The organism is Mangrovibacterium diazotrophicum, assembly GCF_003610535.1.
GTDB classification, from domain to species: domain Bacteria; phylum Bacteroidota; class Bacteroidia; order Bacteroidales; family Prolixibacteraceae; genus Mangrovibacterium; species Mangrovibacterium diazotrophicum.
Genome location: NZ_RAPN01000001.1, coordinates 3746189 through 3771275, shown reverse-complemented (window position 1 = coordinate 3771275; position 25087 = coordinate 3746189). Strand labels below are relative to the sequence as shown.

Annotated in this window: 18 protein-coding genes; 6 read left to right on the top strand and 12 right to left on the bottom strand. The window is 44.2% G+C overall.

Annotation, left to right across the window (positions count from 1 at the left end):
- Positions 1-94: 94 nt before the first annotated feature.
- From BC643_RS14840 to BC643_RS14820, 5 genes are all read right to left on the bottom strand, one after another.
- Positions 95-409 carry a hypothetical protein gene (locus tag BC643_RS14840; protein ID WP_120273823.1) on the bottom strand — a complete coding sequence of 105 codons (315 nt, stop codon included), beginning with the start codon at positions 407-409 and terminating at the stop codon, positions 95-97.
- Between the two features lie 74 nt (positions 410-483).
- On the bottom strand, positions 484-1737 hold the full coding sequence (locus tag BC643_RS14835) for a tyrosine-type recombinase/integrase (protein ID WP_120273822.1): 1254 nt from the start codon (positions 1735-1737) through the stop codon (positions 484-486).
- A gap of 245 nt (positions 1738-1982) precedes the next feature.
- A complete protein-coding gene (locus BC643_RS14830; RefSeq protein ID WP_120273821.1) occupies positions 1983-4196 on the bottom strand; it encodes an APC family permease in 2214 nt (737 codons plus the stop codon).
- Between the two features lie 49 nt (positions 4197-4245).
- Positions 4246-4881 (bottom strand): DUF3267 domain-containing protein, encoded by a 636-nt coding sequence (locus BC643_RS14825; RefSeq protein WP_120273820.1) that lies wholly within the window; start codon positions 4879-4881, stop codon positions 4246-4248.
- A complete protein-coding gene (locus BC643_RS14820; protein ID WP_120273819.1) occupies positions 4878-6254 on the bottom strand; it encodes an oligosaccharide flippase family protein in 1377 nt (458 codons plus the stop codon). Before BC643_RS14820 ends, BC643_RS14825 begins: the two co-directional genes overlap by 4 nt.
- A gap of 162 nt (positions 6255-6416) precedes the next feature.
- Here BC643_RS14820 and BC643_RS14815 point away from each other — a divergent pair, with 162 nt between their 5' ends.
- Positions 6417-7544 carry a glycosyltransferase family 4 protein gene (locus BC643_RS14815; RefSeq protein WP_120273818.1) on the top strand — a complete coding sequence of 376 codons (1128 nt, stop codon included), beginning with the start codon at positions 6417-6419 and terminating at the stop codon, positions 7542-7544.
- Between the two features lie 73 nt (positions 7545-7617).
- A complete protein-coding gene (locus BC643_RS14810; RefSeq protein WP_120273817.1) occupies positions 7618-8235 on the top strand; it encodes a ribonuclease HII in 618 nt (205 codons plus the stop codon).
- Here BC643_RS14810 and BC643_RS14805 read toward each other — a convergent pair.
- Positions 8232-8969 (bottom strand): dioxygenase family protein, encoded by a 738-nt coding sequence (locus BC643_RS14805; RefSeq protein ID WP_120273816.1) that lies wholly within the window; start codon positions 8967-8969, stop codon positions 8232-8234. The genes BC643_RS14810 and BC643_RS14805 overlap by 4 nt on opposite strands.
- A 190-nt stretch (positions 8970-9159) precedes the next feature.
- Here BC643_RS14805 and kbl point away from each other — a divergent pair, with 190 nt between their 5' ends.
- Positions 9160-10347 carry a glycine C-acetyltransferase gene (gene kbl, locus BC643_RS14800; protein WP_120274307.1) on the top strand — a complete coding sequence of 396 codons (1188 nt, stop codon included), beginning with the start codon at positions 9160-9162 and terminating at the stop codon, positions 10345-10347.
- A 247-nt stretch (positions 10348-10594) separates the two neighbouring features.
- On the opposite strand, the gene BC643_RS14795 is transcribed toward kbl, so the two are convergent.
- The 5 genes from BC643_RS14795 to BC643_RS14775 form a co-directional block, all read right to left on the bottom strand.
- Entirely contained in the window at positions 10595-11911 is a 1317-nt protein-coding gene (locus BC643_RS14795) for a TolC family protein (RefSeq protein WP_120273815.1), read from the bottom strand.
- 158 nt (positions 11912-12069) lie between these two features.
- The gene (locus BC643_RS14790) at positions 12070-13194 is read right to left on the bottom strand and encodes an efflux RND transporter periplasmic adaptor subunit (RefSeq protein WP_120273814.1); all 1125 of its coding nucleotides are present in this window, start codon (positions 13192-13194) and stop codon (positions 12070-12072) included.
- A 59-nt stretch (positions 13195-13253) separates the two neighbouring features.
- Complete coding sequence (locus BC643_RS14785) at positions 13254-14516, bottom strand: ABC transporter permease (RefSeq protein ID WP_120273813.1); 1263 nt, start codon at positions 14514-14516, stop codon at positions 13254-13256.
- A 152-nt stretch (positions 14517-14668) separates the two neighbouring features.
- Positions 14669-15919: an ABC transporter permease gene (locus BC643_RS14780; protein ID WP_120273812.1), complete on the bottom strand. Its 1251-nt coding sequence runs from the start codon at positions 15917-15919 to the stop codon at positions 14669-14671.
- A gap of 11 nt (positions 15920-15930) precedes the next feature.
- Positions 15931-16656 (bottom strand): ABC transporter ATP-binding protein, encoded by a 726-nt coding sequence (locus BC643_RS14775; RefSeq protein ID WP_120273811.1) that lies wholly within the window; start codon positions 16654-16656, stop codon positions 15931-15933.
- 286 nt (positions 16657-16942) lie between these two features.
- Between BC643_RS14775 and BC643_RS14765 the strand changes: the two genes are divergently transcribed.
- Complete coding sequence (locus tag BC643_RS14765) at positions 16943-17947, top strand: bile acid:sodium symporter family protein (RefSeq protein ID WP_211338065.1); 1005 nt, start codon at positions 16943-16945, stop codon at positions 17945-17947.
- Between the two features lie 11 nt (positions 17948-17958).
- On the opposite strand, the gene BC643_RS14760 is transcribed toward BC643_RS14765, so the two are convergent.
- A complete protein-coding gene (locus BC643_RS14760) occupies positions 17959-18651 on the bottom strand; it encodes a response regulator transcription factor (protein ID WP_120273809.1) in 693 nt (230 codons plus the stop codon).
- Positions 18652-18905: 254 nt separating this feature from the next.
- Between BC643_RS14760 and BC643_RS14755 the strand changes: the two genes are divergently transcribed.
- Both BC643_RS14755 and BC643_RS14750 read left to right on the top strand, forming a co-directional pair.
- Positions 18906-20435: a hypothetical protein gene (locus BC643_RS14755; protein WP_147377236.1), complete on the top strand. Its 1530-nt coding sequence runs from the start codon at positions 18906-18908 to the stop codon at positions 20433-20435.
- A 155-nt stretch (positions 20436-20590) separates the two neighbouring features.
- On the top strand, positions 20591-24991 hold the full coding sequence (locus BC643_RS14750) for a hybrid sensor histidine kinase/response regulator transcription factor (protein WP_120273807.1): 4401 nt from the start codon (positions 20591-20593) through the stop codon (positions 24989-24991).
- The last annotated feature ends 96 nt before the right edge of the window (positions 24992-25087 follow it).

Sequence of the window (25087 nt, the reverse complement as noted above, 5' to 3'; positions counted from 1 at the left end):
TGCATAGCTAGTTGATTAGTTGTTAAGCTCTAATTTACAATAAATACAAATTTTAAAAATAATTTTTCAAAGGAATTTTCATCAATTCATGTAGTTATAAAGGGAACCGCCTTAAAAACAATAAAAATAAAATTAGCCCTCCGCCTTTGGGGACAGACAAGACCAAGACAAGTGTTCTGCTGCCCGTTTCATTCAATATTATCGTATTTCTCATTTGCTGGCAGAACAGTCTTGTTTTTCCAGCGGAGCGCTGACCGGAGACTTTTCTTCTTTTTTGCCGTTTTTCTTCTTTTGAAAATATGAATTGCGCTACGAGCAAACGATAAATACGTATTTTAGCCTTGGATTTATAGTTAAAAATGCAACCGGGAACAAGTGCCAGCGGGCCTGTTTCCGGATTTGTCTCCATCAAATTATTGAGATACTGCGAGTCAAGATTCTTACTTCTTGTCTTTCTACCGGCTATTGATAGTGCTCTCTTAACTAAACAGACTTTGTTCCATCAGTTTGAGGAAGTAAAATGGTAGAAAATCTTTCTCTGTGTTCATCTTCAAAACTATCCAGATAATGCCTTGTGATTTTAGTACTTTGATGCCCTAGCTGCTCACTGATAAATTCAATAGGAGCGCCGGAACGCTTGAGAATGGTGCTATAGGAGTGCCTTGCCCAATACGTCGTTATTTCGGTTGCAATCCCTACGTTCTCAGCTATTCTGCGAATATATTTATTTGTCTGCTTAATATGCTGCTGAAGCTTCTTGTGTTTAGTTATCCCATCGTCCCCCTTCAAAAAGATGGGAAATATGTAATTATCCTTTGACCGATCAGAATTACCAAGCTTTTTGATAATTGCGTCTATTTCTTTGAGACGATACACCCTAATAACCGGAACTTCTTTCGACGTATCCCGAGTCTTATGCCTAATAAATTCAATGTTATCACCCTTCAAATCCTTGTATCTGAGGTTCGCAATGTCAACCATATTCATCCCATTTGACAAATAGCTCAAAATCCAATAATTCAAAGCCAGGTACTCATTTTTATCCGTCGGGGTATAACTAAAAAGCTTTTCAATATCCTTCAAAGTCAGAGCCTTTTTCTTATTCTTCCCTCCGGGTATTTTATATTTCCCCTTTTTAGGATCGCCAAAAGGATAATCTCCAATGATTCTTGCGTCAATTGCTCTATTGACAATATGCTTTAGGTTGCGCATATACATTCCAATAGTGGTATATGAATTCTCTTGTTCGATCATCCACTTTTGGTATTTTTCAAGATAGCCAGGCGTAATTTTCTGAAATGTGATTTTCTTGTCAAATTTCAAGAGACTGATCAAAGTTGACCGATAGAGTATCGCAGTCTGAACCTTGTTTGCTTCATCAAGTTCTTTCGTTTTATCCTCAAAAAAATCTGCGACAGTACTATTTCTTACTTTATGACTTAAATACTCTCTTTCAAATGCCTCGAAACTGAAATTGACAAGAACATCGTCGATGATCTCGATCGCCCGATTTTCAATTGCTTCGAGTGTTTTTCGTTTTTCCTTGTTTTTTCCCCTCCCCACAGGGCTTGTCACTGCAGTGAATCCATCAACACTATAATGCTCGCCCTTTACGGCATAATACTTACGTCTTCTTTGGTAGGTTATTCTTAATTTTACGGGATGCAATCCATCTTTATCTGTCACTCGTTTCTCCAAAATGATTGCAGTCGCTATATCAGGCTTCTTTCTTCCCATGTGTACAATTCATTTTTATACACACAAATGTACACACAAACTTCGAATAAATCATAATATAAAAAGAAAAAATAAGCAGGTATAACACTGTACAACAGCGCATTGTGCAAACATAGAAAACTAAAAGAAATCAAAAAAATACGATTTTTTATGACTGGCAGTCAAAAGGTCATCGGTTCGATTCCGATATTCTCCACACACAATAACAAAGAGTTACAATTTACATTGTAGCTCTTTTTTTGTTTCTACTCAATCGTCTTTTCGTCGTGGCTATTCACGAATAACAAGGCGTTGCTTTCGTAGCCTTCAAAAATTCTGCTGCCGTCGTGTTTTAAATGGTCGCCGCGGAAGCCGGTAATCACAAGACCGGCGTCGATCGAACGTTCATTGATCATTTCCCGGATGCCAATTCCCGGTTTTTCTTCCAAAATTTCAATGTTCTTAAGCGTAATAGGTAGTCGCCCTTTGGTGATCAGCTCTTGCAACTCAACTTTACTCTTTTCAATATTCTCAGGGGTCGACAATTCGAAAATTTTAATGTTCGCTTTCTTCCAATCCGGATGTGCTCCAATAATGAAGCCCAACAGAATCATCAGGTTGGCATTGTGCTCGTCGGTGCGCTGCAACCATACGTGGATGTCGTTGCGCGTGTCAATCTTCTTTTTTCCTGTCCGAAGAATCAATACATCAAAATCACCCGCATTCACCAACGCGTAATTATCGATAATTCGTTCCAGGCTAACATTGTCCTCAACATCACTGTCGAAAATCAGCATGTTATTTTCCATCCCGGCAATTCCCGGCAACTGAATTGCCTGGGCAATGGCAGAAGTAAATGAAGGAGAAATGATGGTATCAACGTAAACATGACTTTCTATCCGATCGAATTGGCTCACGAGAATATCCAGATTTTTATGCGCTTCAACATTGGCCGATTTGGAGAAATAGCCCTCCATAAAATGGATGTAAGTTCCGAAACCGTATTTGTAAGCGAGCCAGTTTTGCAAACGGAAGGCATGTTTCCGGTCGAAACTGCGATCGGTGATACAGATGGAGCTGGGACGCCATTCCTTGAACGAGCTTCTTTTCCTCGACTTCTGCAAAAACACCTGCATCGACCGGTTTAGCTGAAATATCGCATTGGTAAATATGATCTCCAATCCTTTACGATCCCTGTGGTAGTAATCAACAACGTAGTAGATTAGCGTCATTGAGCCGAGCGCTACTAACGCATAAACCGTGTCAATTTTAAACATCACATAAAGAGAAGTTACAAAACCGATGAGCGAAAAGTACCAGCGCGAGCGGAACGACGGACGATAGGATGGCGAAGAACCAAAATGATTTAAAAACGAAATTAAACACAGTGAACCGTAAGTAACCATGAAAAACATGGAGATAATTCGGGCGACGATATCCACATTTCCGGCTGCCACAAATACGATCGCAATCAATATTGTAACCAGCGTTGCTTTCTGCGGTTCCCCTTTTTTGTCATCGGCAGCAAGGTAATCATTAACCTTTTTGCTGGGGAACGAACGGTCAACTGCCAAAGCCTGCAGGGTTCGCGGCGCCACCAAAATCGATCCGATGGCCGAAGAAATGGTCGAAGCAGCCAACCCGATCGGAACGACGATGTTTCCAGCAATCGCAATGTCTCCCATAATCAATTGCCGGTTTAGCAAATCAGCCTCCGAAGCAGAACCGGCCAACTTCCACGAAACAAAAATATAAACGATCATACCGAGCACGGTTGCCGTAGTTGTTCCGAGGGGAATTGATTTTGCCGGATTTTTCAGATCGCCAGACAACCCGACGCCTGCGGTCATCCCCGTGAATGCCGGGAATATGATAGCGAAAATGAAAAAGAATTCGTGCATGTTCCGAAATTCAGCTTTGAAAATACTGAAGGTGGAAATATCAGCGTATTCGGTCGTTCCAAAGAAAAACATTCCCAGCGAAACCGCCAGAATAGCAACAATAACATACAAGGTTTTAACTCCCAGGTTGGCTCCTTTGGTAAAAATAAGTACGGCTAAAATCGCCATGGAAGGTATACTAACGACCTGTCGGGGTAAATCCCAGCCATAATGATACTTGGCAATATTGAAAAGTTGTTCAAAGGACTCGGTGAACGCAATTACATAGAACGCGACGCTGATGGCTTGCGACAAGTACAAGGCAATCCCAATGGTCGCCCCAATATTCAAACCAAAAGACCGGGAAATAATGAAATACTCGCCTCCCCCTTCAACACGTTTGTTGGTAGCCAACTCCGAAATAGCCAATGCCGTTGGAATAGTTACCAAGTGACCAACCAGAATAATCAGAATTACTCCCCAAAAGCCAAGGGTACCGACTCCAAATCCGAAACGAAGGAACAGGATTGCTCCAAGGATAGTAGAAATGGCCGTGAAAAACACCGGCGCTGTACCAAACGATTTTGTTTTGCTGCTCATAGTATGCACCTAAATTAACGGAATCGGAACTAGAAACACCCGATCTGACTTAATTTTTTTTAGCGTAGAAGAAAGTTTTTCCCCGGCTCAGATCGTCGAAATTATAAATTGTCTTGTCGCTATGTTTCGCGTAAAAAGAAAGCATGGCGACATCTCCCGCACAAAACAGCGAGTGAATACACATGATGCTGAGAAAGAAACCGGCAACCGGCTGCGGCCAAAGCAGAACACCCGGAATAATGGTCAGCACATTCACCACTACAAATGGTGCCAATGCAACTTTTTTAAAAACGGCATAATCCACGACTTGCCGATCGGCCGCTATATAAAAGATAAATTTCCGCCAAATTGCTCCTACAGTCAGTTTGCGGGCGCCGTAAATCCAATAGACTAACGCGTGCATTGCTTCATGCAAAACAACCAGAACCGTTACTGAAAAAACAAGTGCTCCCAATATCCACCATAGTGGTGAAAGGTTTCCGTTAAACGCCTTTTGCAAAGCAAAGCCAAGGAGCACCAGAAAAAGAAAAATCATCGCAACTTGGTAAATTCCATACAAACGCAGCCATTTTGTTGGTTCATACATTTGCTCCAAAATAAAACCTTTAATCTGCCGGTGATCCACCTCTTTCAGCAGTTCAAAATCTGTTGCCTCTTGCATATCCTCCGGCGAATAAGTTCTCATAATGCTTTTTCATTTAAGATTTCCCGCAGGGCTTTCAAATTAATCAGCTTGACAACAATCGCATAAATCAAGCCCAATGAGACCAAAACAGCAATCCCAAACAGCCAATTCTCGAGGAATAAACTGATTTTACCAACCAGCAGCAGAAACAAAACAAAGCCAATTAACCGAAGTACAAGCAAATAATTTGGGCTCAGTTTAAAATACTTCCACACCAACACGACTTGTATCAATGCTGCTCCCAGCTGTGTGAACATCGAAGTAAAAGCTGCTCCTCCCGCCTGGAAATGCGGAATCAAGATGATGTTCAACCCGACATTCAACACAACTAAAATGAATGCGACCTGATTCAGGGCTTTCAGGCTCCCGTTCGCCGTTAGCAGCGTTCCAAAAATATAGGTCGTCGATATGCCGATGAAACCAACCATCAGCATCTGAAGCAAACTTGTGGACTCGTCGGCATGCTGGTGATAGAGCATGCTCATAATCTCATGTCCGTAAAAAACAGTAACGATTGCCACTAAAATTGACGGCACGATAATCAATTCAAACGAGAATCGCAGCATTTGCGAAATGTCTTCCTTCTTCTTCAACATACGCGAAAAAATAGGCAGTAACAATCCAGCAAACAGAAAACCCAGCATCGCCGCGGCATCCTGCAAACGAAAAGCCTGCGCGTAAATACCTGTTTGTTCGTTACCATCCACCGGCAAGAAACGTTCAAGCAAAACGGTTCCAACCCGATTTTGAATCGACATCAACAAAACCAAAAGCGCAAACGGGAAGCTTTGTCGCAAGAAAGACCGGGAAACTTTGTAGTTCAAACGAAGCCGAAACCCCTTGGAGTAATAGACCACAAATCCAATCGTGATCAGCGCAGCCAATACATAACCAATGAATTGTGCGTACACAAACCACTCGATTGAAAACCGAATACCAAACCAATTGGTAAAAAGCAGCAACCCGCACAGTGCAATCATCAGTGTACGATCTAGCACCGAGAGGAAGCTATCTGTCCGGAAATAATGCAATGCGCTGATATTCGACCTCAGATAAAGCGTAAACGAAAGTAGAAACTGGTTGCCGACCAGAAATAACAGCAAATAAATCTGCCTCTCGTTGTAGCCAATAACCAAGGCCACCACAATACAGATCAGTGCATAAAAAACGGCAAGTAAAAGCTTCAAACTAACCAGGTAGCTTAGATACTTTTGCAACAATTGCTGGTGCTGCGCAATGGAACGGTTATTAAAATTGGTAATCCCCAGGTCCAAAAAGATATTGAGTACCAGCGAGAAATTGAACACGGCGAAATATAAACCATACTCCTCTGCCCCTGTCAGATTCTGAACCGTGAGATCGATTCCGAACATCCAAAAAGGTTTAATCAGCAGATTAAGGAGAAGAAGAAGGACAAGATTTGTAAAAAACTTTCGCTTCAAAGCAGCTTTCGTTTGGCAGATTAATGGCTAAATGTAAAAAAAAATTTAGCCAGACTTTGTACATTTGAGTTAAATCGAAGAAACCGAAACGCAATGATTATTGCTGTTAACACACGCATGCTGCTCAAGGGGAAATTGGAAGGAATTGGATCATTCACGCGGGAGACACTTTTGCGGATGACCCGAAATCATCCTGAACACCAGTTCATTTTCATCTTTGACCGGCCTTACGACGAAGAGTTTATTTTTTCAACGAATGTCACCCCCGTGGTAGTTTCTCCGCCAACACGCCATCCCATTCTGTGGTACATTTGGTTTGAATGGCGGATTCCGCATATTCTTCGAAAATACAAAGCCGATCTTTTTCTATCGCCCGACGGTTACCTTTCGTTAAGCACCAAAGTGAAACAGTTGGCTGTGATTCACGACATTAACTTTGCACACCGTCCCAAGGACTTACCTTTTTTTTACGCGGCTTATTACAATTTTTTCTTTCCCCGCTTTGCCAAACGTGCCAAGCGAATCGCGACGGTATCCTATTACTCAAAAGAGGATATTGTGCGCACCTACCATATAAACCCGGACAATATTGACGTGGTGTACAATGGTGTGAATACTCTCTACACACCTACTCCTGCGGAAGAACAAGCTTCGACACGAAACAAATACACCGACGGAATCCCGTACTTTTTATACATCGGGTCATTACATCCGCGGAAAAATATCTGTGGTTTGCTGCGGGCATTCGATGCCTACCGAACCTCGACCGAAAAAGTAACCAAGCTACTGATAACCGGGGACACAATGTTTAAAACTGAGGACATCGTAAAAACCTACGAAGGCATGCGCCATCGCAATGATGTGATTTTTACAGGGCGTTTACCCAACGAGGAATTGCACCAAGTGCTGGGAGCGGCAATGGCGCTCACCTTCGTTCCGTTCTTCGAGGGTTTCGGCATTCCGGTTATTGAAGGCATGAGCGCCGGTATCCCGGTAATTTGTTCCAACACGACCTCGTTGCCCGAAGTGGGCGGGCATGCCGTTTTGTACGCCGATCCCTTTGCCGTCACCCAAATCAAAGACGCAATGATTCGGATTGCCAACGAAAACGGATTACGCGATTCGCTGATTGAAAAAGGCCGAAAACAGCAACAAAAATTCACATGGGACAAAACCGCCGAAATGCTTTGGGGAAGCGTCCAAATTTGCATGAATACCTAATGTCGCTTTACAATTTTCTTTCAAATTACTTTATTTGCACTAGCAACAAACACCGATTCAAATAGCGAATCAGATGAAGAAAGAAAAATCAGCTCTTCAATTATTTCTGGAAGAAGGCCGTATTGAAGCCGGATGTGACGAAGCCGGGCGCGGATGCCTGGCTGGCCCCGTTGTGGCTGCCGCTGTTATTCTGCCTGCTGACTTTGAAAGTGATCTGTTGAACGACTCCAAAAAGCTGACCGAAAAGCAGCGCTACCAACTTCGACCAATTATTGAAAAGCAAGCACTGGCATTCGCTGTCGGTATTGTGAGTCACACTGAAATCGACGAAATCAATATCCTTAACGCTTCTTTTTTGGCCATGCACCGCGCCGTTGAACAACTTTCCGTAATTCCGGAACACCTTCTAATTGATGGTAATCGCTTTAAAGCGTATCCTGAAATTGGGCACACCTGCGTGGTAAAAGGTGACGGAAAGTTGTTGCCCATCGCTGCAGCGTCCATCCTGGCAAAAACCTACAGAGATGATATGATGGACGAGTTACATCAAAAATTCCCGCATTACGCGTGGGATCGGAATAAAGGTTATCCTACTGTTGCCCATCGAAAAGCAATCGAGCAATACGGCGTGTCGCCGCATCACCGAATGAGCTTCCGTTTATTGGAAGACCAGCTAAAACTGAACCTCTAAACCACAATCGTCTTCAACAAAGTGTAGCCATCAGTTGTATTTCCGGAAATAGAGTCGGCCAAATTCCCATCCAAACTATCTGAGAATACGTTGTCGCTGGCATTCAAGGTATCGGCCGAACCATGATAGCCGGAAGTCGCATAAACGGTATCGCAAATATCCTTCGGAAAGGCAATTTGCGTGACACGAATGGTTTGCTCAGATGAATTCAGTACTTCAACGTGAATATGAGGTGCCCGACTTTGGTACCATCCCGGGTAAATGCTGATAAAAGAAACCTGTCCGTTTGAATCGGTTGTTTGACGACCACGGAGAAAATGTTTACTCGTGTTGTCAACTTGAGTCGAAACATATCCGCTTCCTTTATATTCCGAGTAATAACCATCTTTGTCGCAGTGCCAAATATCAACCAAAACATCCGCTAACGGTGCACAGTCGGCGCTTTGATCAACAACTGTCAGCGTAATCAACAAAGCAACACCGCTTCGATCCGACACGATGTTTTCCCTCACCAGATCTGCTGGAGTTTTAATTGGATATGGCCCTTCGGTTTCGCTTGGAGATAATTCACAAGAATCACTCGTGCTACTCTCATTCGTATAACTACTATCGGTTACTTCTGTTTCATCAACGACATCGTCCTGCCCGCTTGCGCAAGCCAACATTACTTTCGACAAGCCAACAATCGACCCCAAACCAACTATGCCTTGCTTTAAAAATTGTTTACGTTCCATCTTTCTGGGTTTTAATTACCTTCATTAGTCCGTTTATCACCTTCTCAGCATCGATACTTTTGCAGAATAATATTTTCGGACCTTTACCTCTTATTCCATATAATAAACAAGTTACCCTACCGAAAATGTTTTTTATCACCTTTTTTTTGTCAACGGAGCTTTACTTTTGGTAGAAACAAAAATCAAAGGCATGTACGGAAGAATTAAGCAGGACCTGCAGCAAACGCTGGAAGAGCTGAAAGAACAAGGCTTGTATAAAACAGAACGGATTATCACCTCATCTCAAAGTTCAAACATTCGGGTTGGAAACGAAAATGAAGTACTGAATTTCTGCGCGAACAATTACCTCGGACTGGCCAACCATCCGGAGGTTGTGAAAGCAGCGCAGGATATCATGAACGATTGGGGATTCGGACTTTCGTCGGTTCGCTTCATCTGCGGCACACAAGCTATTCACAAACAGCTGGAACAAAAAACATCGGAGTTTCTGGGAACGGAAGACACCATTTTATACTGTGCTGCCTTCGATGCCAATGGTGGTGTTTTCGAGCCACTGTTAGGAGAAGACTCCGCCATTATTTCCGATGAGTTGAACCACGCCTCCATCATCGACGGTGTTCGTCTTTGCAAAGCGCAGCGCTTTCGATACAAACACTCGAACATGGCCGAATTGGAGCAATGCCTGAAAGACGCGCAATCGGCGAAATACCGAATTGTGGTAACCGACGGCGTTTTCTCGATGGATGGCGATTTAGCCAAATTGCCCGAAATTGTAGACTTGTGCGAAAAATACGATGCACTGGTTATGGTCGACGACTCGCACGCCTCCGGTTATATTGGCGATACCGGTCGAGGTACTGCCGAGCATTTCGGACTGCTGGGAAAAATCGACGTTATTACCACAACCTTCGGGAAGGCATTGGGTGGTGGCAACGGTGGTTGCACGTCGGGTCGAAAAGAAATTATCGAGATGCTTCGTCAGCGTTCCCGTCCGTATTTATTCTCCAACACCTTGGCTCCCGCAACAGTTGGCGCCACACTGAAAGTGCTGGATATGCTGACCAGTTCGTCAGAGCTTCAACATAAAACGATGGAAAACGCCATTCGTTTCCGGACTAAAATGGAAGCCGCCGGATTCGACTTGGTAAAAGGCGAAACGGCCATCGTTCCGGTAATGCTTTACGATGCACCCTTAGCGGTGAAATTTGCCGACATGTTGCTAAAAGAAGGAATTTATGTGATTGGATTTGTTTACCCGGTTGTGCCCAAAGGAAAAGCACGAATTCGCGTCCAATTATCGGCCGCTCATACGAACAAGCAAATCGACAAAGCCGTTGAAGCTTTAATAAAAGTGGGAAAAGAATTAAAAGTGATCTGATTTAGAAATACCCTTCATTTGAAAAGCTGCTCCAATCGGGCAGCTTTTTTTTCAAAAAGGAAAAGGCATCGCCCTTGCGATGCCTCCAATACCATAATCAATCTTGATAAATATCTCCCACAGATGCTTTTAGAATACTTTCAACCGCATTTGTGGTCCTATTTATCGAATCCTATATGAAAATCTATCAATATAAATTTATCACCTTATTTGCTAAGAATCAATATGAATAAAAACTTTTCCATTTCTACAACTGGATCGGAATGCCATTGTAGAAATCAAGAATCTTAGTTCGGAAGATGTATTCGTATTTGGCCTGAGCCAGGTCACTCTGTGCCTTTGTCAGGTTATTTTTTGCCTGGTTGTATTCAACCGAGTTAACCATTCCGACATTGAATTTCTCTTCGGTGTAACGAAAAGCTTCCTGCATCGACTCAACCGCCTTTGTACTGGCCATGTATTTTTTCAACGAAGCAACCGCATTGGTATAGGCCGTTTCAATCTCTTTTCGCAATACATTTTTGGTGTTCTGCACATCCAGCTCTCTACTCAGCACATCTATATTTGCATTGCTAATATCCGTTCGAGCCTGCAGCTTGCCGAAAATAGGAATACTCAAATATAATCCGACCGATGGCCTAGCCTGTTCTTTAAATTGAGAAAACAGTGATCCTTCATAAATATTATAATAGTAGGTGGAGTAATTCGCGCCGAGAGCCAACGATGGATACAGTTGACCTTTAGCTATTGCAACACTTTTCTGCGACGCCTGCAGATCAAATTCAGCACTTTTCACTTCCGGTCGTGTTTGAACTGCTTTCCGATACACATCCATTGAATTGATCACTGAGCTATTTGCCCGAACAACCGGCAGATAAGGCTTCTCAACAACAAAGCTCTCTGTAGCTGGCAATTCCAACATCTGATAAAGATTCAGATAAGCCAGTTGTTGCGAATTTTCTGCCTCCACCAAATTCAATTCCTCACTCGCCAATTGGGCCTCAATTTCCAACAAACTACCTTTTGCCAGACTTCCGGCCTTTACCAATTTACCGGTGCGATCAACCTGGGACTTCGTTACCGCAATTTGATCCTTATCAACCTGGATCAATTCGTCAGCAAATAAAATTTCCAAATAGGCCGCAGCAATATTTAGCATCAGATCATCTTTAGCTTTTTGCAAATCCTGCAAACGAGCTTGCAGCGAAAAATCAGCTTGTTTCACCGTGTTGTTCAACTTAAAGCCATTCCACAAAGTGAGACTAGCATCCAAACTTGCACCAACCTGATGAATATCGCCAGATTGATAGCTACCAGTCGAATTTTGAGAATTTTTAAAATTATAGGTTTGCGAAATCGATCCGGATAAACCAGGCAACCTGTTGTTCCGAGCTTGTTTCGACAAGTTGTCGTAGTAATTGGTGTTGATTTGTTGCTGCTTCACCTGGATGTTATTTTCCAAAGCATAATCGATGCATTTCTGCAGATCCCAGCTCTCCTGTGCCTGAGCACCAACAGAAACCAGCAACAAAACGGCTATGATTAATTGATTGATGAGTTTCATTTTCTATTTTTTGTTGTGCTAATTTAACGATTCAATTCAAAATGAGTAGGCAGAGTTAAATTGTTTCCAACTAAACGCATATTCTGCCCTACCTATTTTATTTAAAAACTTGTTTCATCACAAAATCGGCATCATCCTGCATATGATCTATCGCTCACTTAGCCTTGTTTATTCTCTTCTTTTGCTTTTTTCGGATCGATTTTATCCCCTTTCACCTTGTCATCCTTCGACAAACCTTCTACAATCTCGATGTTGATACCGTCGGAAAGTCCGGTTTTCACATTGCGCTTTTCGTACGTGCTCTCCTGCTCGTTGGTCAGCACTTCAACATAAGCGGAATCGTGTTCAAACTTCAGCATACCTTCGGGAATCACCATCACGCTATCCTTGCGATCCAGTACAATATTGGCGTTGGCGCTATAACCTGCTCGGATAAACTGATCGTTTTTCAAATCGACATCTGCCTTGATTTCGAACTGAATCGCACCATTCTCCTCAACTCCTTTCGGGGCAATATACTTAAGCGTTGCCGCAAATTTCTCTTTTTCGATGGCTCCAATCTCCAATTCGATCGGCATTCCGATCTTAATCTTGCCAACTTCAGTTTCGTCAACCTTGCCTTCAAAAATCATGTCCTGCATATCCGCCACGGTAGCAATGGTTGTTCCATCGTTGAAAGTGTTCGATTGGATCACCGAGTTACCAACTTTGATCGGTACATCCAAAACCATCCCGTTAATTGTCGATCGCACCAGCGTGTTGGTTGCTGTTTCTGCTTTTTTCAGAACACCGTTTTTCACCAACTCCAGGTTGTTCTCAGCAGCCGACAATTCTTCTTTCGACGAATCGTAGGAAACTTTCGAGCTCTTGTAATCGGTATACGAAATCACGTTGTCATCAAATAATTTCTGTTGCCGGTCAAAATCAACCTTGGCATCTTCGAAGTTGATCTTTGCGCGATTCAGTCGAGACTCGGCACTATTCAAGGTTACCATGTCGGGAATAATCTTGATTCGCGCAATTACCTGGTCCTTTTTAACGAAATCGCCGGCCTCGACAAACAACTCGTCAATGATCCCCGAGATCTGCGGTTTAATTTCAATTTCCTGACGGGGAACAACAGAGCCAGTCGCCACCGTTTTTTTGATCACGTTGGATACAAACGGCGTTTTGTTTTCGAAAATATCAGGTTGTTTCTTCGATTTTGTATACAGGAAGAATATCGTTCCGCCAAAAATGGCTACGATTACCACGATTCCTAAAATTTTAAAGAGCTTTTTCATTTTGTTGGTTTTTATTGTTTTCTGTTTCTTGTTTCTGTTTCAAATTGAATAATTGTGGCTTAGCCTTCGTCGCGCAAGGCATCGATTGGTTTTATGTTGATGGCGCGTTTCGCCGGAATGAGTCCGGCAAAACAGCCCGCGATAACCAATACCATTAGGGCTGAAAGGGCCATATTTAAATTCACTTGCGGATTTCGGAAGAACAGCTCTTCGCCGCCGGCTTCCAAAATCCTACTAAGAATTTCGAGGAGGCCGACTCCCAGCGAAAGTCCAACATAGCCAGCCATAACAGTGAGGAACACACTTTCAGCCACAATGTGAGTGATGATTTTTGACGGGGTAGCGCCAATAGCCCGCTGAATCCCGATTTCCTGCGTGCGCTCTTTGATGATCACGAGCATAATGTTGCTCACACCAATGATCCCGGCGAACAGGGTTCCGATACCAACGATCCACGTCAGTACCTGGATCCCGGTGAACAACGCGTTAAACTTGATGAATTCAGCTTCAATATTGAATGATCCGACTGCCTGCAAATCGTCGGGGGAAATTTTGTGACGGTCTTTCAGAATAGATTTCAGTTTTTCCTGCAAGTCGCTCACTTTGTAGCCCTTTTTTGCAGTTACCGAGAAAAAGTGAATGACATTCCCATAGTTGTAGGCAGTTTGCATCGTGGTAAACGGAATGATAATCGTCTCCTCCTTTTTACCGCCGCCAATATTGATGCGCGTTTCCGGATGAATGACACCGACAACCTGAAAATACACACCACTAATTTTCAAATACTGCCCGATTGGATCTTCGTCGCTGGCAAACATTACCTCAACAACGCGTTCGCCAATCACACAAACTTTGCGCTTTTCCAACACGTCGATTTCGTTCATCAAACGTCCTTTTATAGGTGTCCAGCCGTCAATTTTAAAATAGTCGGGATAATCGCCATAAATATTGAAAGCTCCGGTGCGTTCGCCGCGAACAGTGTTGTCACCGTTTTGCTGCCAGCCGAACAAACGCGGCGACAGGTACTCGACTTCTTTCACATTTTGGCGGATGTATTCAATATCCTGGTTGTCGTAATCCCAGCGACGACCGCGCTGAAATCCCTCATACGGAACGCTGGTTCGTTCGGTCCAGAAGAAGGCGGAATTGGTTGCAAATGCTTTCACCCCATCCAACACGCCGTTTTCCAGCGCGCGGCCGGCCCCCGACATGATGATAAGCATGAAGATTCCCCAAAACACCCCGAAGGCTGTCATGAAGCTGCGCATCCGGTTTTGCTTCAGCGCACTTAATATTTCTTTCCAGAGATCAAGGTCAAACATAGCGCTTCATTTTCGTTGTTATCGTCGTTTTCATGGTTAGTTGTTTTCGTCGTTTTTCGCTTTCGCAGAGATCTGTCATTAATCGCATTGGAAGCTCTACCAATAATAAAAGGGAGATCTCCATTGCCTTTTGACTTCACTCTTTTGTCTTCTTACTCATCTCTTAAGGCAACAATTGGTTTTATGCTCGCGGCTCGTTTGGCAGGAATGTAGCCGGCTATGGTTCCGGCAACAACCAGCAACAAAGTTGCCGCCACGGCCACGCCAAAATCAACCGTCGGGTTCAGGAAAAGAGTCTCACCTTGCTGCGGTCCGCCGCCTGCCGATTGCATCATCAGGTAATTGATCAGTTCCATCAAACCGGTGCCCAGCACCAAGCCAATGTAACCGGCAATGGTGGTGATCAATATTGACTCCAAAAGAATCAAACCAATCACGGATGACGGACTTGCACCAATAGCTTTCCGAATCCCGATTTCTTTGGTCCGTTCCTTCACCACAATCAGCATGATGTTGCTCACGCCCACGATTCCGGCGATTAGCGTACCAATTCCAATGATCCAGATGAATATTTTAATGGCCTGAAAAATGCGCATGGTCTGGATGTAGTTTTCCAGTTTATTGTACACCCCCATCGCACTCTCGTCCGTTTTATCAAACCTTAACTTACGGGCAAACGTGTTGCGAATCTGTTCTTCAATGGCTTTGCTTTCTTCCAAATCTTTTCCATTAATCGTGATCGCGAAGTTGTGCAAGCGGTTCGATCCGTTGAAAACCATTTGAGCAGTAGAGACCGGCATAAACGCATTCCGATTACGGGTCGACTCCGGCTCCACACAAACACCAACGACTTTGAAAGGAACGTTATTCACTTTCACATATTCGCCCAAAGCTGGTTTGTCCTTGAACAGCGCATCACGAATGTCTTTCCCGAGCACGACCACTTTTCGTTTCTCGTTAATGTCAACTTTATTAATGTAACGCCCTTCAAGCATCACATTCTGATCAACATCGTTCAACTCAGGGTGGCAGGTTACCGTCGTGTATTCACCAGACTCGCTACCGTAGGAATAGCGCGTATTCCCCATATAATATCGGCCCGAAACTGATTCCACACCCGGAAGGCTTTTCAAAACATCGTAGTCTTCATTGTGAAACTGAATGGGTCGACCTGATTTCAAACCTTGGTAAGGAACAGTTGTTTCACCGCTCCAAATCCACATGGCGTTTACTGCATCGCCCATAAAGTTGTTGGCAACACCATTACTCAAGCCGTTGCCCGAGCCCAGCAGGATCATCAACATGAAAATCCCCCAGGCAACCGAGAAGCCGGTCAGGAAGGTGCGCATTTTATTTTTTTTGATCGTGGCCAGAATCTCCTGCCACTTATCGATATCAAACATGACAGAAGAGTTTAGGCAGGTTGCATTTCTTTTGAATAGCGGGTACGGAAATCAGCAAGCTCTCCGTTCAGAATCACCTCGTCAATCCGACCATCTTTCAGGCGAACGATCTTTTGCGTCATCGCAGCAATGTCGTGTTCGTGGGTCACAATAATCACGGTGATTCCGGACTCGTTGATCTCGCGCAGAATGTCCATCACCTCATACGAAGTAGACGTATCCAGCGCACCGGTTGGCTCATCAGCCAAAATAATCTGCGGTTTCGAGATCAGTGCACGGGCTATTGCCACACGCTGTTTTTGCCCACCCGACATCTCGCTCGGCATGTGCTCAGCCCAGGGTTTCAAGCCCAAACGATCCAGGTATTCCATGGCCATGAGGTTACGTTTTTTTCGGTTCACACCTTTATAATAAAGCGGCAGTGCCACATTCTCCATGGCATTTTTGAAAGAAATCAAATTAAACGACTGAAACACAAAGCCAACCATTTCATTCCGAAGCTGGGCGGCCTTTTTCTCGCTCATGTTCGAAATCAGCTTACCACCCAAATGGTAGCTTCCCTGGTCGTAGTTGTCCAGAATCCCTAAAATATTTAAGAGGGTTGATTTTCCTGAGCCGGATGAGCCCATAATAGAAACAAATTCGCCTTGATGGATGTCCAGGTCAATGCCTTTCAAAACATGCAGCTTGCTGCTCCCCATCTCGTACGATTTGTGAATGTCGTTTAGTTTAATCATGGCTTGTTTGTTTTGTGTTTCCGTTTCTGTATTCAAATTTGATGATTCTGTCATCGATTTGCAGAACTATTTCGATGAACTGCAGAATTTTTGGCGTGAATTACGTTATTGGTATGGTAACTTGGATTACCTGCTACCTTTTATCATCGCATTGATGTACATACGACGAACGAAAATACTGGACGTTACAGGATTCTGAACTTTTATTTTCAAAGGGACCAAATCTCAGCCTCAAATCGGCGAATTGACGAAAATTGGCCATCTTTGCCCAAAATCTGTTGTAGCCATGTCAACCAATTTCATGTCGACTGTTCGTAAATACCTCCCGGATGGGTTTATCGCCGGAATCCTGTTGATGATCCTGCTCGCCAAACTAATTCCGGGAATCGGGCACGACGGCAGTTTAATCGAGCTATCCGTGTTGATTAAAGGTGGAATTGCATTACTGTTCTTCTTTTATGGCTTGAAACTAAGTCCCGAAAAATTGAAGAACGACCTCAGCAACTGGCGACTGCACCTGCTCATCCAGTTGATTACCTTCCTGGTGTTCCCGCTATTGCTTTTACTGTTTTACCCTATATTTAAAGGAAGCGACCGGGAGATCCTTTGGTTGGCCGTCTTCTTTTTAGCTGCTTTGCCTAGCACCGTTTCATCATCAGTTGTTATGGTTTCCATTGCCGGGGGCAACATTCCAAGCGCCATTTTCAACGCCAGTATATCGGGTGTGATTGGCATTGTTTTAACGCCTGCCTGGATGGGCTTGTTCCTCGACCAGCAGGCCGAATCATTTGCATTCGGTGAAGTCATCCGCGACTTGGTGATCCAAATATTGATACCGGTTGCTATCGGGCTTTTTATGCACCGCTTTTGGGGCAATTGGGCAAACCGAAATAAAAGCCGAATTAGTTTATTCGACAAGTCGGTAATCCTGGCCATTGTGTACCGAAGCTTCAGTGATTCATTTCTGAACGGCATCTTTAGCAGCATCCCGATGCACTCATTACTGGTGCTGTCAATTTGCGTCATCGCCCTGTTCTTCACCGTTTTCGAAGGTACAAAACTGCTAACCAAGTTCATGCATTTCAATCGCGAGGATCAAATTACCGTTTTGTTTTGCGGATCGAAGAAATCGTTGGTACATGGATCTGTAATGGTTGGGGTACTATTCGCCGGAAGCACCATGGGCAGTCTTTTCCTGGTTCCGGTGATGATTTATCACGCTTTCCAACTCTTCTACATTAGCGTGGTCGCCCGCAGATACAACAAAGAGCTGAATCCGGCGAGCATCTAGTTCTTGGGCTGCTAGTTGGGCGTCGAGTAACAATAGCAGCGGCAATTCGGGCAGATGGGTTTGAAGTTTTCCGAGAGCAGGTTTTCTTTACAGGCATAGGTCATCATCTGAATCTGGTTGGCACAGCCAAACTTTTCACGGATATTTTTGAGGTGGGTTCTAACGGTAGTACCGCTAATATTCAACCTATCCGAGATTTCAGCATTATCGCGACAAGTCAGCCAAGCCGAAAGAATCTCTTTTTCTCTTGATGTCAATTCGCTTTTCACCAAATTTCCGTCACCGTTTTCTTCAAAAAGCGCACGAACAGCTTTCGGTGATAAATATTTACCGGTCTCTTCAATTTCGTAAATCGCCGTGAGCAGTTTATCCGACGAGCAACTTCGAATCACCAAACCATTGATGAGTTGCATTAGTGTTACCATCGCGCTGCGCAATAAAGGACTTGTGACCACCAAAATTTTCAATCCGGGATTCGCCTTTCGAATTTGACGAATATGTTCAATTTGACAGGCCGACATATTACAAAACTCCAGAATCCAGAAATCGATAGTCAAACTCCCATTAGTCAGTTGGTCGCGTTTGTTTGGTTTCAAACCACAAATCTCAAAACGTTTGTCTTTTAAAAGAACTGCAGCAATTCCTTCGGCAACAATCTGCTGATCGTAGGAAATTGAAATTCGGATTGTATTGCTCGTTGACATTTTCTTAAACAGACTATTCGGTTAAACAGGGATGGACGGAAAACAAATCGCATTGTGATTTTTGTCTACGATAATCCAACAATTTTGTTTAGAACAAAAGTCCGTTTTGCTTAGATTTTATTCATCAAAACGCCGCTCCAAATACACTCTTAGAGGATTGTCCTGCGAGCCTCTTTTTGTTAACTTATTAATTAGTTTCCGCTCTTATTTTATTTATGTAACACCCTCTGTTATGCATGTTAAACCTTACCGTTATGAAGAGTTTTTTACGATTAATGAAGGTCCCGGCGATCGCAATTTTCGTGGGACTTAGTTTACTTTTTGCTTGTGAAACCCCAATGTCCGAGTCGCTCCCAAGCGACGATCTCAGCCTTAAAAAAGGTGGTAATTCCAAAAGCCCGGCAAACGTTGAACAAGGTGACCTGTATGGTGATTTATGGGAACTGGAACGCGAGGCGTCAGGCGTTCCGATTCAATACGAACTCAAGTACAGAGTCGATTACCAAGATGAAACTGTCCAGGGAATTATTGATGTTAAGAATCCAAGGTTGAATGGAGCTTTCTCACTCACTATCGTTCAGCGCGACGAAGATGGGTATGCCATTTACACTGAACCCACCGATGGCACTGACCCAGTAGTCGTTACCGAGCAGGTAATGATTACCCCAAACGTTGACGGCTTTCTGACAACAGAAACTGAATTTTCACCGATCGCCTTGTACGACGCCGAAGGCGAGATCCTCTCCGAAGCAGCACTACATGTTTACCCGATCGAAGAAGGCAGACTCAACATCATTCGGTCACCTTCGACCGTGCTTGCAAACCGGATGTCCGAAGTTATCCAAAACTTTGGCGATGGTACTGTTGCCGATGTGATCCGGGATTATTGCGGTCGCTTGTACATGATCAGAACCGATGCAGCCCTTGACGATGGCATCGACGACAAGCCAATTGATTCGCCATTGGAAAACCTGGCGATCTACAATGAATTAATGATAAACGGTTTGTCCAAGCCTTCACTTCAGGGTGGCCTAAAATTCCTGGTTGAGGAAGAAGACCCGAGAGGCGGCTTCAATTTTCAATCTCATCTGGATTCAGACTGGGACGCAGGCCCGATCCTGTTTACAACGCTTAGTAATGATCTCGACGAACAGCAGTTTGTAGCCAACCTGGCTGCTGCCTGTGTTGCTGCCGGCTCAGACAAAAGCAATTTCCTGACGATCGACGAAATTGTATTCCTTAACCTGTTTATGCAAATTCCGAAACCCAATGGAGACGGAACTGCTCAATGCTTCCTGCCCTACGTAAAGCAGACAACGCGAAAAATGGATAAAACCGACAAGCACCAATATTCCACTGATCTGTTCTATGTAGATTACAGTTCTTTCAGCTACACCCGCCAAAAGTTTGAAGAAACCTACGTCGACTTTTGGTCGATTGTCCCGGTCGAAGGCGGTGGTTACGAAAAACAACTGTTGATTGAAGGCATCGCACTCGACGATATTTTAACCGGAAATTCGCCACTACCGGATATCGTAATTTCAGAATACCGATACACCCAGGAAGAAGGTCAACCGATAACAGGCGCACTGGGTTTTGCAAGTCAGGCTGACGACTACGTTCAAGCACTTGAAGTCGTCCACAACAACGAAGAATTCTTAACCTGGCAGATGCCTACCCCAACATGGAGCGATGATGAGGCAATTGACCGGGAATCTTCGCCATTTACATTCACGGCAACCGAAGTTTCGCACAGTAAAAAACCGGCAGATAAAGGCGACTAATCCGGAACGAAGCAAAATAAATCTCCCGATAAGGTGCTTTATCAATTAAACTCTGCCAGAAAGAGATTGCCATATTGGTGATCTCTTTCTTTTTAGTCCCTTCAATAGCTCCGATATTATTTCTATTTTAGCAGACACTAATTCGACCGGACTCGATGAAAAGCTGTTTGCTTGCCATATTAGTTTGTCTTTCGTTTTGCTCCGCTGCCCAGGTGCACTTGGCTTTCGAACACCTGAGCATTGAAAACGGATTGGCGAACAATTCCGTCCGAAACATCCTACAGGACAAAGATGGCTATCTTTGGTTTGGAACGTTAAACGGACTGAGCCGATACGATGGACAACGCTTCGAGAACTTCTTTTACACCCCCAATGATCCCTACTCGATTGCAAACAACAAAATTCGGGAACTTTTTCAGGATGAAGCCGGCTTTATTTGGGTGACAACCTACGATGATCTGGCACACCGTTACGATCCGCGGACAGAAGAGTTTGTGAACTTTCCGTCAGCTTTGGGCGACGAGTTTGCAGATTGTACGATTCACTTTGTATATGAAAGTTCACCGGGTGTGGTTTGGATGTATCTTTCGGATCGCGGATGCGTGAGAATAACGGAGTCTGAAAACTCGTCTGAACTCAAGTGGCAGTGGATCAACCAAACGAATTTGTTGCCGACCAATAGCCTCAACGTTATGCAAAAATCGGAGCGCGGCGGCCTGTGGATTGGCACCTACGACGGTTTGTGCTACCTGCCTGACGATAAAATTGATCCGACAAACAGTGCTGCCGCCAAAACCTATATTCCCGGACAAAACATCAGCGTCACCAGTTTGTACGAAAACGGTGACACTTGCTGGATTGGCTGCCAAAGCGGTGAATTTTACGAACTGGTCAACGATAGCCTAAAACTGATTTGGAAGAGCAACCACTCCAATGCTTCGTTCAACCAGTTTTCATTTATTCGCGAGTCAAGAGACGGCACTATTTATGGTGGAACCCGAAACGGGCTTCTTCGATACAACCCAAAAACCGGAGAGACAAAACACCTGACCGCCCGAAACTCGGAGCTGACAACCAATTATATTACCGGTTGCTTTCAAGATTACGAGGATAACTTTTGGCTGATCACCAACCTGCGTGGTATTGTTCGGTTTGAGCCCTCAAAAACAAAATTCACCCACTTCCCGCTCAGTCCTGAAATCCGGCAGTCGATTGTTGAAGGCGAAAAACAAATTTTTGTTGAAGATCAGAACAAGAATCTTTGGGTAGGTATTTACGGAGGAGGTATTTCCCGTTTCGACCGGGAAACAGAAACCTTCAAACAATACCTGCACGAAGAAAATAACCCGGGTAGTCTGTCGTCCAACCTGATTCTTTCGCTGTTTGAAGATCATTCGGGAAATTTGTGGGTGGGAACCTACAAGCGGGGGATCGACAAAATCAATCTTCAGCAAAACCATTTTAACAACCGGACAAACGATTTCGACCGGAAACCGGATTTCCTGAGTGAGATCAGGGCCGTTTTCGAAGATTCGCGAAAATGGATATGGACTGGCAATAAACGGGGCGACGTCGTTGTGTACAACCAAAATTTCGATATCCTTTTCAACCTGAACAAGGTGCTTGGAGACCAGCAAATCCTGGCTGGTATTTATTGTTTTGAGGAAGACCGCTTTGGTAATATCTGGATTGGTACCAAAGGCAGCGGAATTATAGTGCTCACGAACCTTCCGCTTCGGGGCAGCAACCTGCGCAACAAGCCGGAAATAATCCGTTACGGGCGCTATGAAGATGGCAACAGCATCTCGCGAAACGATGTTTTCGATTTGCACATGGACTACAAAGGCCAAATGTGGGTGGCCATGTATCATGGGGGCATTAATGTCATCCGCTACCCCATGCAGGAAAAACAGGAAATACTGCGTTATCTGCAAAACTCCAACGATAAATATTCGATCACCGATAATCGCGTGCGTTGTTTTCTGGAAGACACTAACCACAACATGTGGATCGGGACTGCCAACGGGCTGAACTTTTTAAGCCACGAATACCTGGAAAACGACAACAAAAAATTCATCCCGCTTCTGCAGGATGGTGGCCCGGAAAGTGTTTCCTACAACGACATCATATCCATTTTTGAAGACTCGAACAAAGACATCTGGATTGGCACGTACGGCGGAGGAATCAGCCTTCTGAAGGAGAACAAGGACGACCGTAAATTCAAGTTTCGGTCCATCACCACCAACGACGGTTTATCGAGTGACCTGGTTCTGGGCTTCACCGAGGATTGGGAGCACAACCTTTGGATTAGTACCGACTTCGGACTGGACAAAATAAACCTCCCAACCCGCGAAATTGAAAGTTTCTACGAGTCGGACGGGCTGACTGAAAATTCATTCTCGGAAGGAAAAGGAACATTCTCGTCAAACGGATGCGTGGTCTTTGGACACTTGTCCGGCTTCCTGTGGTTTAACCCAACGCAAATCAAAAAGCAGGAACGGGTGGTTCCGGTTGTTTTAACCAATCTCCAGATAAACAACCAAAATAACAAAGATGTGCTTTACCAGGCTCGGGAGTCAATCAACAACGCCTCGAAACCAATAAAACTGAAGTACAACCAAAACTTTGTTACGTTCGAGTTTGCGGCACTCGATTTTAAAGCGCCATCCAAAATTCAATACGAATTCAAACTCGACAATTTCGAACAAAACTGGAACAAAAGCGGTAACCTGAACAAAGCAATCTACCGGGAACTTCAACCCGGAAATTACCTGTTCCGTTTGCGGGCTAGTAACAGCGACGGGCTTTGGGTCAATCCCGAATTGCAGATTCCGGTCACTATCAAACCACCGCCATGGCGGACGAACTGGGCCTATTTGCTCTACCTTTTGGTTGCCGCCACCATTTTCTACCTGGCCCGAAAATTCACGCTCGAACGCATCAAACTGAAACACGAGGTTGAATTTGAAAAACAACTGGCCGACGATAAGCTGAAATTTTACACCAGTATTTCGCACGAGTTCAAAACGCCATTGGCATTGATTCTTGGACCAGTAGAAGATTTGCTGGCTGATAAAAATCTGCCCTTGAACGTGTCGCGACCGTTACGGATGGTCAAACGAAACACCCGTCGTTTACTGGAACTAATTGAGCAGCTGATGGATTTCCGCAAAATCCAGAAGGGATTTCTTAAAAATGAGTACAGCCCCGGAAACCTGATCTATTTCCTTACGGAGATCGTTCACGCTTTCCAGCCACTCGCTGAGAAAAAGAGCATTAATTTCATTTTCAATCCGGGAATTGACAGGCTGGATGTCAGCCTCGATTTCAAATCGCTCGAGAAAGTTGTCTTCAACCTTTTGTCCAACGCTTTCAAACACACCGGCGAAAATCAGCGGGTTGAACTGAAACTGACGGTTGACGAAAAAGCTCAGAAGGTCAAAATTGCTGTAGAAGACGAAGGCGAAGGAATTCGCGAACAAGATATTCCGCATTTGTTCGAGCGCTTCACCTTCGGAAAACGTTCGCGCTGGAAAGACGAATCGAGCACAGGCATTGGCTTGTCGCTTACCAAAGAGCTTGTCGAACTGATGGACGGCGACATTCGTGTGGAAAGCAAGATCGGCCAGGGAAGCTGCTTTGCGGTAACAATTCCATACGTAGAAACAACAGCTCCCGCTGATTATTCAAGGGAACTGGAATACACCGCGCAATTTATTTCCACGGAAGAAGAACCGGAAACAGAGCCCAAAGAACACACCAACGGTAAAGCCATTCTGAAGAAACAGACCATTTTGGTTGTCGAAGACAATCCGGATCTGCGAAGCTGGCTGACAACACAGCTAGGTAAAAAATTCAATGTTTTGCAGGCTGAAAATGGGCGCATTGGTTTGGAAGTTGCCAAAACAGAAGATCCGGAACTGATTGTATGTGACATCATGATGCCTGAAATGGATGGAATTGAGATGACCGGCATTTTGAAAAATGAGTTCCACACTAGCCATATCCCAATTGTATTACTCACCGCGAAATCGCTGGAAGAACACAAAATTGAAGGAATCGAGATCGGTGCCGACGACTACATTACGAAACCCTTCAACATGATTTACCTGCAGAAGCGAATTGAAAACATCTTAAAACAACGCAAGCAGCTTCGCGAACGTTTCAGCCGCGACGTAAATGCAGAACCTGAGGAACTAAGTCCATCAACGGCCGATCAGGAATTTATGAATAAAGTGGTTGCCCTGATAGAGGAACACATGACTGACCCGGAATTCTCTATTGACAACCTGCTCCCTCATTTCAATTTCGGGCGCACCGTATTTTATAAAAAAATGAAAGGAATTTCGGGCTATTCACCCAAAGACTTTGTTCGAATTATCCGAATGAAGAAAGCCGGCAAGTTGTTAGCTGATTCATCCGTCACCGTAAGCGAAGTTGCTTTCGAAGTTGGCTTCAGCGATGCAAATTATTTCAGCCGCCAGTTCAAAAAGCACTTCGGCGAAAACCCATCCGATTTTCAGAAAAAACAAAAAATAGCGGAAGACGCTGAGTAAATTCATTCGTTGAAAATCCAAAATAACGAACGATAAAACGATCTTAAGTTCTTCATAAAACATATGCTTCTTGTCAAGAAAACAGGAAGATTCAGA

Excerpts from the sequence above, each read along its gene's own strand:
- BC643_RS14840 (WP_120273823.1), bottom strand. The coding sequence starts at position 409 with ATGGAGACAAATCCGGAAACAGGCCCGCTGGCACTTGTTCCCGGTTGC.
- BC643_RS14835 (WP_120273822.1), bottom strand. The coding sequence starts at position 1,737 with ATGGGAAGAAAGAAGCCTGATATAGCGACTGCAATCATTTTGGAGAAA.
- BC643_RS14830 (WP_120273821.1), bottom strand. The coding sequence starts at position 4,196 with ATGAGCAGCAAAACAAAATCGTTTGGTACAGCGCCGGTGTTTTTCACG.
- BC643_RS14825 (WP_120273820.1), bottom strand. The coding sequence starts at position 4,881 with ATGAGAACTTATTCGCCGGAGGATATGCAAGAGGCAACAGATTTTGAA.
- BC643_RS14820 (WP_120273819.1), bottom strand. The coding sequence starts at position 6,254 with ATGTTCGGAATCGATCTCACGGTTCAGAATCTGACAGGGGCAGAGGAG.
- BC643_RS14815 (WP_120273818.1), top strand. The coding sequence starts at position 6,417 with ATGATTATTGCTGTTAACACACGCATGCTGCTCAAGGGGAAATTGGAA.
- BC643_RS14810 (WP_120273817.1), top strand. The coding sequence starts at position 7,618 with ATGAAGAAAGAAAAATCAGCTCTTCAATTATTTCTGGAAGAAGGCCGT.
- BC643_RS14805 (WP_120273816.1), bottom strand. The coding sequence starts at position 8,969 with ATGGAACGTAAACAATTTTTAAAGCAAGGCATAGTTGGTTTGGGGTCG.
- kbl (WP_120274307.1), top strand. The coding sequence starts at position 9,160 with ATGTACGGAAGAATTAAGCAGGACCTGCAGCAAACGCTGGAAGAGCTG.
- BC643_RS14795 (WP_120273815.1), bottom strand. The coding sequence starts at position 11,911 with ATGAAACTCATCAATCAATTAATCATAGCCGTTTTGTTGCTGGTTTCT.
- BC643_RS14790 (WP_120273814.1), bottom strand. The coding sequence starts at position 13,194 with ATGAAAAAGCTCTTTAAAATTTTAGGAATCGTGGTAATCGTAGCCATT.
- BC643_RS14785 (WP_120273813.1), bottom strand. The coding sequence starts at position 14,516 with ATGTTTGACCTTGATCTCTGGAAAGAAATATTAAGTGCGCTGAAGCAA.
- BC643_RS14780 (WP_120273812.1), bottom strand. The coding sequence starts at position 15,919 with ATGTTTGATATCGATAAGTGGCAGGAGATTCTGGCCACGATCAAAAAA.
- BC643_RS14775 (WP_120273811.1), bottom strand. The coding sequence starts at position 16,656 with ATGATTAAACTAAACGACATTCACAAATCGTACGAGATGGGGAGCAGC.
- BC643_RS14765 (WP_211338065.1), top strand. The coding sequence starts at position 16,943 with ATGTCAACCAATTTCATGTCGACTGTTCGTAAATACCTCCCGGATGGG.
- BC643_RS14760 (WP_120273809.1), bottom strand. The coding sequence starts at position 18,651 with ATGTCAACGAGCAATACAATCCGAATTTCAATTTCCTACGATCAGCAG.
- BC643_RS14755 (WP_147377236.1), top strand. The coding sequence starts at position 18,906 with ATGAAGAGTTTTTTACGATTAATGAAGGTCCCGGCGATCGCAATTTTC.
- BC643_RS14750 (WP_120273807.1), top strand. The coding sequence starts at position 20,591 with ATGAAAAGCTGTTTGCTTGCCATATTAGTTTGTCTTTCGTTTTGCTCC.